The sequence below is a fragment of the Herbaspirillum sp. RV1423 genome (assembly GCF_000577615.1).
Classification (GTDB): Bacteria; Pseudomonadota; Gammaproteobacteria; order Burkholderiales; family Burkholderiaceae_D; genus Herbaspirillum.
Genome location: NZ_CBXX010000011.1, coordinates 134197 through 142285, shown reverse-complemented (window position 1 = coordinate 142285; position 8089 = coordinate 134197). Strand labels below are relative to the sequence as shown.

At 60.5% G+C, this 8089-nt stretch carries 7 protein-coding genes and 3 tRNA genes; 8 read left to right on the top strand and 2 right to left on the bottom strand.

Annotated elements, in window-relative coordinates; all coding sequences use genetic code 11:
- The first annotated feature begins 62 nt into the window (after positions 1–62).
- From apbC to RV1423_RS13275, 7 genes are all read left to right on the top strand, one after another.
- Positions 63–1151 (top strand): iron-sulfur cluster carrier protein ApbC, encoded by a 1089-nt coding sequence (gene apbC / locus RV1423_RS13305; RefSeq protein ID WP_034297239.1) that lies wholly within the window; start codon positions 63–65, stop codon positions 1149–1151.
- A gap of 83 nt (positions 1152–1234) precedes the next feature.
- Positions 1235–1645 carry a DUF4399 domain-containing protein gene (locus tag RV1423_RS13300; protein ID WP_051516670.1) on the top strand — a complete coding sequence of 137 codons (411 nt, stop codon included), beginning with the start codon at positions 1235–1237 and terminating at the stop codon, positions 1643–1645.
- A gap of 119 nt (positions 1646–1764) precedes the next feature.
- Complete coding sequence (gene gltX, locus RV1423_RS13295) at positions 1765–3180, top strand: glutamate--tRNA ligase (protein ID WP_034297290.1); 1416 nt, start codon at positions 1765–1767, stop codon at positions 3178–3180.
- A gap of 70 nt (positions 3181–3250) precedes the next feature.
- Positions 3251–3326: transfer RNA gene (locus RV1423_RS13290), tRNA-Ala, on the top strand.
- Positions 3327–3411: 85 nt separating this feature from the next.
- Positions 3412–3487: transfer RNA gene (locus RV1423_RS13285), tRNA-Glu, on the top strand.
- A 44-nt stretch (positions 3488–3531) separates the two neighbouring features.
- Positions 3532–3607: transfer RNA gene (locus tag RV1423_RS13280), tRNA-Glu, on the top strand.
- 640 nt (positions 3608–4247) lie between these two features.
- The gene (locus RV1423_RS13275; RefSeq protein ID WP_034297237.1) at positions 4248–5039 is read left to right on the top strand and encodes an enoyl-CoA hydratase-related protein; all 792 of its coding nucleotides are present in this window, start codon (positions 4248–4250) and stop codon (positions 5037–5039) included.
- A gap of 62 nt (positions 5040–5101) precedes the next feature.
- Here the strand turns inward: RV1423_RS13275 and RV1423_RS13270 are convergent, their stop codons facing one another.
- Entirely contained in the window at positions 5102–5683 is a 582-nt protein-coding gene (locus RV1423_RS13270; RefSeq protein ID WP_034297235.1) for a DJ-1/PfpI family protein, read from the bottom strand.
- Positions 5684–5764: 81 nt separating this feature from the next.
- Positions 5765–6682 (bottom strand): LysR family transcriptional regulator, encoded by a 918-nt coding sequence (locus RV1423_RS13265; protein ID WP_034297289.1) that lies wholly within the window; start codon positions 6680–6682, stop codon positions 5765–5767.
- Positions 6683–6862: 180 nt separating this feature from the next.
- Here RV1423_RS13265 and RV1423_RS13260 point away from each other — a divergent pair, with 180 nt between their 5' ends.
- Positions 6863–8047: an ABC transporter substrate-binding protein gene (locus tag RV1423_RS13260; RefSeq protein ID WP_051516669.1), complete on the top strand. Its 1185-nt coding sequence runs from the start codon at positions 6863–6865 to the stop codon at positions 8045–8047.
- The last annotated feature ends 42 nt before the right edge of the window (positions 8048–8089 follow it).

Here is an 8089-nt window from a genome sequence, read left to right as displayed (position 1 = left end):
CGATGTGCCAACCGGCGAACGGCGATTGGTTTAGACTGGCGGGTGTCTATCAAGGAGAGGTAATGAGCATCACCGCCGAAGCAGTCAAAACAGCGCTTTCCCAGGTCATCGACCCCAACACCGGCAAGGACCTGGTGTCCGGCAAGTCGGTCAAGAACATCCAGCTCGATGGCGCCAATGTCGCCTTCGATGTCGAATTGGGCTATCCCGCCAACAGCCAGATCGCACCGATCCGCAGCGCCGCCGAGGCCGCCGTGCGGGGTGTGGCGGGCGTCGGTGCAGTCAAGGCCAACGTGTATTTCAAGATCGTCGCGCACGCAGTGCAGCGCGGCATCAAACTCAAATCCAACGTCAAGAACATCATCGCCGTCGCCTCCGGCAAGGGTGGTGTCGGCAAGTCGACCACCGCCGCCAACCTGGCGCTGGCGCTGGCCGCCGAAGGCGCGCGCGTGGGCATCCTCGACGCCGACATCTATGGGCCGTCGCAGCCGATGATGCTGGGCATAGACGCCAAACCGGAAACCAAGGACGGCAAGACCATGGAGCCGCTGGAAAACCACGGCCTGCAAGTGTCGTCGATCGGTTTCATGATCGATCCGGACGAGCCGATGGTGTGGCGCGGTCCGATCGTCACCCAGGCCTTGCAGCAGTTGCTCGACCAGACCAACTGGCGCGATCTCGATTACCTCATCGTCGACATGCCGCCGGGCACCGGCGACGTGCAGTTGACGCTGTCGCAAAAGGTGCCGGTGACCGGCGCCGTGATCGTGACGACGCCGCAGGACATCGCCTTGCTCGACGCGCGCAAGGGCTTGAAAATGTTCGAGAAGGTCGGCATACCGATCCTCGGCATCGTCGAGAACATGAGCACGCATATTTGTTCCAACTGCGGCCATGCCGAAGCGATCTTCGGCAGCGGCGGCGGCGAGAAGATGTGCGCCGACTTCGGCGTCGACTTCCTCGGCGCCTTGCCGCTGACGATGGCGATCCGCGAGCAGACCGATTCCGGCCGTCCGACCGTGGTCGCGGAACCGAATGGCGCGGTCGCGGAAATTTACAAGAACATTGCGCGCAAGGTCGCTGTCAAAGTGGCGGAGAAGGCCAAGGACATGACCAGCAAGTTTCCGAGCATCGTGATCCAGAACGATTGATGCCGATCGATGCCATGCGCGCCGTGCATGTCCTGCCTAGTTCGTTGTTGACGTATTCGATTAACGCATTGAGGAGACATGTCATGACAATCCCTGCATCGCGATTCATTCAAACCTTGTTCTGCGCCTCCGTCCTGCTGGCGTCGGCGGCGCGCGCCGCCGAGCCTTCGGTGTCTTTCACGGCGCCGATGGACGGCGCGGTCGTCAGCAGCCCCTTCGACGTCAGGTTCGCGGTCACCGGCATGGAGGTCAAGCCGGCCGGCGACATGACGCCCAATACCGGCCACCACCATTTGCTGATCAACGCCGGGCCGATCCCCAAGGGCGTCGTCATCCCGGCGGACGACACCCACCTGCATTACGGCAAGGGCCAGACCGGGGCCAAGGTGACGCTGCCGCCGGGCAAGTATCAACTGACCATGCAGTTCGCCGACGGTGCGCACCAGTCCTATGGACCGGCGATGAGCAAGACCATCAATATCACCGTGAAATAAGGCGTCGCCGAGCCGGGCGGCAGCCGCATGATTCCATGATGGCGGCCGACGCGGTAAAATGGCGGCTTTCCGATCAGGCAGACAACGGCTTTGGTGCACCAAGGCCGTTTTTATTTATCATGACATCCACAGCACCGAACACTCCCGTCCGCACCCGCTTTGCGCCTAGCCCGACCGGCTATCTCCATCTCGGCGGCGCCCGCACAGCCTTGTTCTCGTGGGCTTATGCGCGCCGTTTCGGCGGCACCTTCATCCTGCGCATCGAAGACACCGACCTGGAGCGCTCCACGCCGGAAGCGGTGCAGGCCATCATCGACGGCATGCAATGGCTCGGTCTGAACCATGACGAAGGCCCGTTCTACCAGATGAAGCGCATGGACCGTTATCGCGAAGTGGTGGCGCAGATGCTGCAACAGGGCACGGCCTACCATTGCTATTCTTCGCCGGAAGAAGTCGAAGCCATGCGCGAGCGCCAGCGCGCCGCCGGCGAAAAGCCGCGCTACGACGGCACCTGGCGCCCCGAAAGCGGCAAGACCCTGCCGCCGATTCCCGAAGGCCGCAAGCCGGTGGTGCGCTTCCGTAATCCGATCGACGGCGACGTCACCTGGAACGACGTGGTCAAGGGGCCGATCACGATTTCCAACCGCGAACTGGACGACCTCGTGATTGCACGTCCCGACGGCACGCCGACCTACAATTTCTGCGTTGTGGTCGACGACTGGGACATGAAGATCACCCACGTCATCCGCGGCGACGATCACGTCAACAACACGCCGCGCCAGATCAACATCCTCAAGGCGCTGGGCGGGACCTTGCCGCAGTACGGCCATGTGCCGATGATCCTCGGGGCCGACGGCGAGAAGCTGTCCAAGCGCCACGGTGCAGTCAGCGTGATGGACTACCCGGCTCAGGGCTACCTGCCGGAAGCCATGCTCAACTACCTGGCGCGCCTGGGCTGGAGCCACGGCGATGAAGAGATTTTCTCGATGGAACAATTCTGCAGTTGGTTCGACCTCGACCATTTGTCGAAGTCGCCGGCGCAGTTCAATCCGGAAAAGCTGGCCTGGCTCAACAACCACTACATCAAGCTGGCCGACAACGAACGCCTTGCCGCGCTGGCGCGTCCGCTGCTGGAAAAAGAGGGCGCGCAATTCGACGGTGCGCCGCCGTTGGCGCAGACCATTGCGCTGCTGAAGGAGCGCGCCAATACCGTCAACGACCTGGCGACGGCGGTGCAGATGTTCTATCGCCAGCCGGCGCCCGACGCCGCGCTGGTCGCCCAGCACATCACCGACGCCATCAAACCGGCGCTGCAGGATTTCGCCGCGCGCTGCGTCGATGTCGAATGGAAGAAAGAAGTGCTGGGCGCGATGATCAAGGAAGTGCTGGCCCAGCACAAATTGAAGATGCCGCAACTGGCCATGCCTTTGCGCCTGATCGTTGCCGGCCAGTTGCAGACCCCGGCGATCGACGCGGTGCTGGAGTTGTTTGGCCGCGACGTTGTGCTGGCGCGCCTTGCCAATTATTTGTCATAAAAAGAGGGCGTTTTGGAAAAACCCACTTGCTATTTACCAATGCATGTTGCATAATCTCGCTTCTTCGCAAGGGGGTATAGCTCAGCTGGGAGAGCGCTTGCATGGCATGCAAGAGGTCAGCGGTTCGATCCCGCTTACCTCCACCAGCGAACAAGCAGTAGATCGGGTAACAAACTGTGATGCCACACAGTCGTAGTACGGGTAGTAGCTGCGGGACATGATACATGCGATGTCCCCATCGTCTAGAGGCCTAGGACATCACCCTTTCACGGTGAGTACGGGGGTTCGAATCCCCCTGGGGACGCCAGCTTTACACAGTACTATGGATGGTTACTGCAATATCGGATATATGTCCCCATCGTCTAGAGGCCTAGGACATCACCCTTTCACGGTGAGTACGGGGGTTCGAATCCCCCTGGGGACGCCAAGACAGAAAACGCCCGCATAGCGGGCGTTTTTGTTTTGACGTCCCCAAGTGATGTGCCTGCGCACATCACGCGGGGGATTCGAAGGGTTTCGCTTGCAAGCGAAACCGCGGCCTGCCGCAGGTAGGCGAATCCCCGGACGCGCAGCGTTCGTTAACCGGAGGGAAAACAAACGCCAACGTCTGCCATAAAAAGAATAAAAGCAATGTTTCGGCAAAGCCGAAACGGGCGCGCCCGCATAGCGGGCGTTTTTGTTTTGACGTCCCCAGGATGTGCCTGCGCATCACGTGGGGGATTCGAAGGGTTTCGCTTGCAAGCGAAACCGCGGCCTGCCGCAGGTAGGCGAATCCCCGGACGCGCAGCGTTCGTTAGCCGGAGGAAAAACAAACGCCAACGTCCGCCATAAAAAATAAAAGCACTGTTCCGGCAAAGCCGAAACGAGCCCGCCCGCAACGCGGGCGAAACCGGCCTTCACGCAATTGCCGAAGCAAGCCAAAACCTCCCCCGCCAAAAAAGCCCGTCATATTCCAGCGCATATATCCAACCAACACCAATTCCCCCCAACCCATTTTTCTTTTACTATCTCCAGACCACCCATCAAAACCAGACGCTCAAAGCGCACCAAAGAACCGAGGAGCCTCCATGAACCAAGCCGCCGATCTGACCGTCGACGCGCGCGGGGTTGCGACAATCACCCTGAACCGTCCCGAAGTCCATAACGCCTTTGACGATCTGTTGATCACCCACCTGATCGACCTGATCGGGCAAGCCAGGGACAACCCGCAAGTAAAAGTGCTGGTGCTGGCCTCGACCGGCAAATCATTTTCCGCCGGCGCCGACCTCGGCTGGATGCGCCGCATGGCCGACGCCTCGCACGCGGACAACATCAGGGACGCGCAGCAACTGTCCGCACTGATGGAAAGCCTGAACAGCTTTCCACACCCGACCGTCGCCAGGATCCAGGGCACGGTCATGGGTGGCGGCGTCGGCCTGGTGGCCTGCTGCGATATCGCCATCGCCTCCGACAATGCGTTTTTTGCCTTGTCGGAAGTCAAGCTGGGCCTTGCTCCGGCCGTCATCAGTCCTTACGTGATCGCCAAGATCGGCGTATCGCAGGCGCGGCGTTACTTCGTCACGGCGGAACGTTTCTCGGCCATCCGCGCCGCCGCCATCGACCTGGTGCATGAAGTCGTGCTGGCCACCGAACTGGACGCAAAGACCGAACAAATCGTTGTCGCGCTGCTGGCCAACGGTCCGCAGGCGATGCGGCGCGCCAAGGAACTGGCGCAAGTCGCCAATCCTTTGCCGTGCACGCCGGCATTGCGCGACTACACGACAGGCGTGATCGCCGATCTGCGCGCGTCGGACGAGGGCAAGGAGGGGCTGCGCGCCTTCCTTGAAAAAGAATCGCCGGCCTGGATTGCGAAACGCTGATCCAAAGAAAAAGCCGCAGTCCCTTGCAGACTGCGGCTTCTTTGCCCTGCGCGGGAAGCGCGTTACGGCTTGATTTCCGTTCCCAGCACTTTGAGGAATTGCGCCAGCCATTGCGGATGGCCCGGCCATGCCGGCGAGGTGACGAAGTTGCCGTCGGTGACGGCGCTGTCCACGGCAATATCGGCATAGTGGCCGCCGGCCAGTTTGACTTCCGGCGCGCAGGCCGGATAGGCCGAAATCTTCTTGCCTTCGATCACGCCGGCAGCCGCCAGCAATTGCGCGCCGTGACAGACGGCGGCGATCGGTTTCTTGGCTTCGGCGAAGTGGCGCACGATGGCGATTACCTTGGCGTCCAGGCGCAGGTATTCCGGCGCACGGCCGCCGGCGATGACGATGGCATCGTATTTGGCCGGATCGACGTCGTCGAAGCTGGCGTTCAGGGCGAACTGGTGGCCCGGTTTTTCGGAGTAGGTCTGATCGCCTTCAAAGTCGTGGATGGCGGTCTTGATCTTGTCGCCGGTCTTCTTGCCGGGGCAGACGGCGTGGACGGTATGGCCCACCATTTGCAGCGCCTGGAACGGCACCATGGTTTCGTAATCTTCGGCAAAATCTCCGGTCAACAATAAAATTTTCTTTGCTGCCATGCTGATCTCCTTGGTAGCGAGCCGCGAGGCCCGGTTGGGGGGGGTTTCACTATCGGTAGTCTGCACGCTGGCTGCGCGTTCTTATTTGATCCACGTCATCTGACGCGACTTCCCCATCAAAAATTCCTTGTTCGGTTCCATGCATTCGCGCAAATAGCTCCACAATGCCGACACCCGCGCCACATGCCGCTGTTCGCTGGCGGCGACCAGCCAGAACGAACGCATGATTTCCACCTCGCCGGGCAGCACCGGCACCAGTTCGTCCGACTGTTGCGCCAGGAAGCAGGGCAGGATCGCCAACGCCTGGCCGCTGCGCGCCGCCGTGTACTGGGCGATCACGCTGGTGCTGCGAAACGCGCGGAAAGCCTCCGGCGCGATGTTCTCCTTGTAGCGCAGTTCTTCGCTGAACACCAGGTCGTCGATGTAGCCGATAAAGGCGTGGCGCTCCAGATCCGCCGTCTTGCGGATGGCCGGATGGCTTTCCAGGTAAGCCGGCGTGGCGTACAGCCTGAGAACATAATCGGCCAGTTTCGTGACAACGTAATTACCGCTGACCGGACGTTCGATGGTAACGCTGATGTCGGCTTCGCGCTTGGAAAGGTTGACGAAGCGCGGCATCGGCAGCATATCCACCGAGATGTGCGGATTGCGCGCGCAGAAGTGCGCGATGTGCGGCGCCAGCACGAAGGTGCCGAAGCCCTCGGTCGCGCCCAGGCGTACCTGGCCCGACAGCAGGCGATTATGGCCGCCCAGTTCTTCGGTGGCGGCGTAGACGGTGCTTTCTATCTTTTCCGCATATTCGACCAGGCGGTAGCCGTCGGCGGTGAGGTTGTAGCCATGGTTGTTGCGGTCGAACAATTGGCTGCCGACCTGCTCTTCGAAGCGCTTGATGCGCCGCGAAACGGTCGAGTGGTCGATGCCCAGTTTCTTGGCGGCATCAACCAGGCCCTGGCTGCGGGTGAGTTCGAGGAATACCCGCAGGTTGTCCCAATCCAGCATCATCTCTCCATGATCGGTTTTCAATGATTTTTTGCAATTATGCAAAAGGCTTTTGAATTATTGGTTATTGTAACCGTATTAATGCACATGCAAAATGAGTCTCGAAATCGCCGCAGAGCAATTTCATACAACATATAACGAGGAGACTCCATGCAGAAAAACATCCGTGCCAGCCTGGTCATGGCTGCGCTTTCCCTGTCCTGTATTTCCGTCGCCGTCCAGGCGCAAAATTCCGATACCGTCAAAATCGGCGTGCTGACCGACATGTCCGGCCCGTATTCGGCGATGGGCGGGCAAGGTTCCGTCGTCGCCGCGCGGCTGGCGATCGAGGATTGCCTCAAGGCTGAATGCAAGGGCATGAAGATCGAAGTGCTGTCTGCCGACAACCAGAACAAGCCCGACGTCGGCGTCACGCGCGCCCGCGAATGGCTGGACCGCGACAAGGTCGAGGCGATTGCCGACCTGACCAATTCGTCGGTGGCGCTGGCGGTGCAGAAGCTGATCAAGGAAAAGGGCGGCATCGCCATGTACAGCGGTCCGGCTACCGGTGCGCTGACCACGACCGAATGCGCCAGCAACGGCTTCCATTGGATGTTCGACACATATTCGCAAGCGGCTGGCGCGGCTGCCGCGCTGACCAAGCTGGGCAACAAATCATGGTACTTCGTGACCGTCGATTACGCCTTCGGCCATTCGCTTGAGAAAGACGCCAGCGATGTCGTCAAGAGCCTGGGCGGCACGGTGGTCGGCTCGGTGCGGCATCCGCTGAATGCATCGGACTTTTCGTCCTTCCTGTTGCAGGCGCAGGCTTCCAAGGCACAGGTGATCGGTCTGGCTGATGGCGGCAGCGATGTCGTCAATGCAATCAAGCAGGCGCGTTCCTTCAGCGTCGGCGACAAGAACCAGCGTCTGGTGGCGTTGCTGGTGTTCCTGTCCGACGTGCATGCGCTGGGCCTCGATGCCGCGCAGGGGCTGGTGTATACCGACGGCTTCTACTGGGATTACGACAACGACACGCGTGCGTTTTCCAAGCGTTTCGAAGCGCAGTTCAAGAACAACAAGCCGACCATGGTCCAGGCCGGCGTGTATTCCAGCGTGTATCACTTCCTGAAGGCGCGCGCCGCCGCCAAGACCTCGGACTGGAAAGTCGTTTCGCAAAAGATGCGCGAGATTCCGATCCACGACGTCGTCATGCGCAACGCTTCGATCCGTCCCGACGGCCGCGTGATCCACGACATGTATCTGTACCAGGTCAAGTCGCCGGCTGAATCCAAGGCGCCTTGGGATTATCTGAAATTGTTGTCGACCATTCCCGCGCAGCAGGCTTTCCGTCCGATGGATGCCGCTTGCCCGCTGGTCAAATAAGGTTTTCCGGGAGTCGCGTTTCAACGTTGCCGATATCTCCGA

Coding starts and splice junctions, on each gene's coding strand:
- apbC (WP_034297239.1), top strand. CDS start 63: ATGAGCATCACCGCCGAAGCAGTCAAAACAGCGCTTTCCCAGGTCATC.
- RV1423_RS13300 (WP_051516670.1), top strand. CDS start 1,235: ATGACAATCCCTGCATCGCGATTCATTCAAACCTTGTTCTGCGCCTCC.
- gltX (WP_034297290.1), top strand. CDS start 1,765: ATGACATCCACAGCACCGAACACTCCCGTCCGCACCCGCTTTGCGCCT.
- RV1423_RS13275 (WP_034297237.1), top strand. CDS start 4,248: ATGAACCAAGCCGCCGATCTGACCGTCGACGCGCGCGGGGTTGCGACA.
- RV1423_RS13270 (WP_034297235.1), bottom strand. CDS start 5,683: ATGGCAGCAAAGAAAATTTTATTGTTGACCGGAGATTTTGCCGAAGAT.
- RV1423_RS13265 (WP_034297289.1), bottom strand. CDS start 6,682: ATGCTGGATTGGGACAACCTGCGGGTATTCCTCGAACTCACCCGCAGC.
- RV1423_RS13260 (WP_051516669.1), top strand. CDS start 6,863: ATGGCTGCGCTTTCCCTGTCCTGTATTTCCGTCGCCGTCCAGGCGCAA.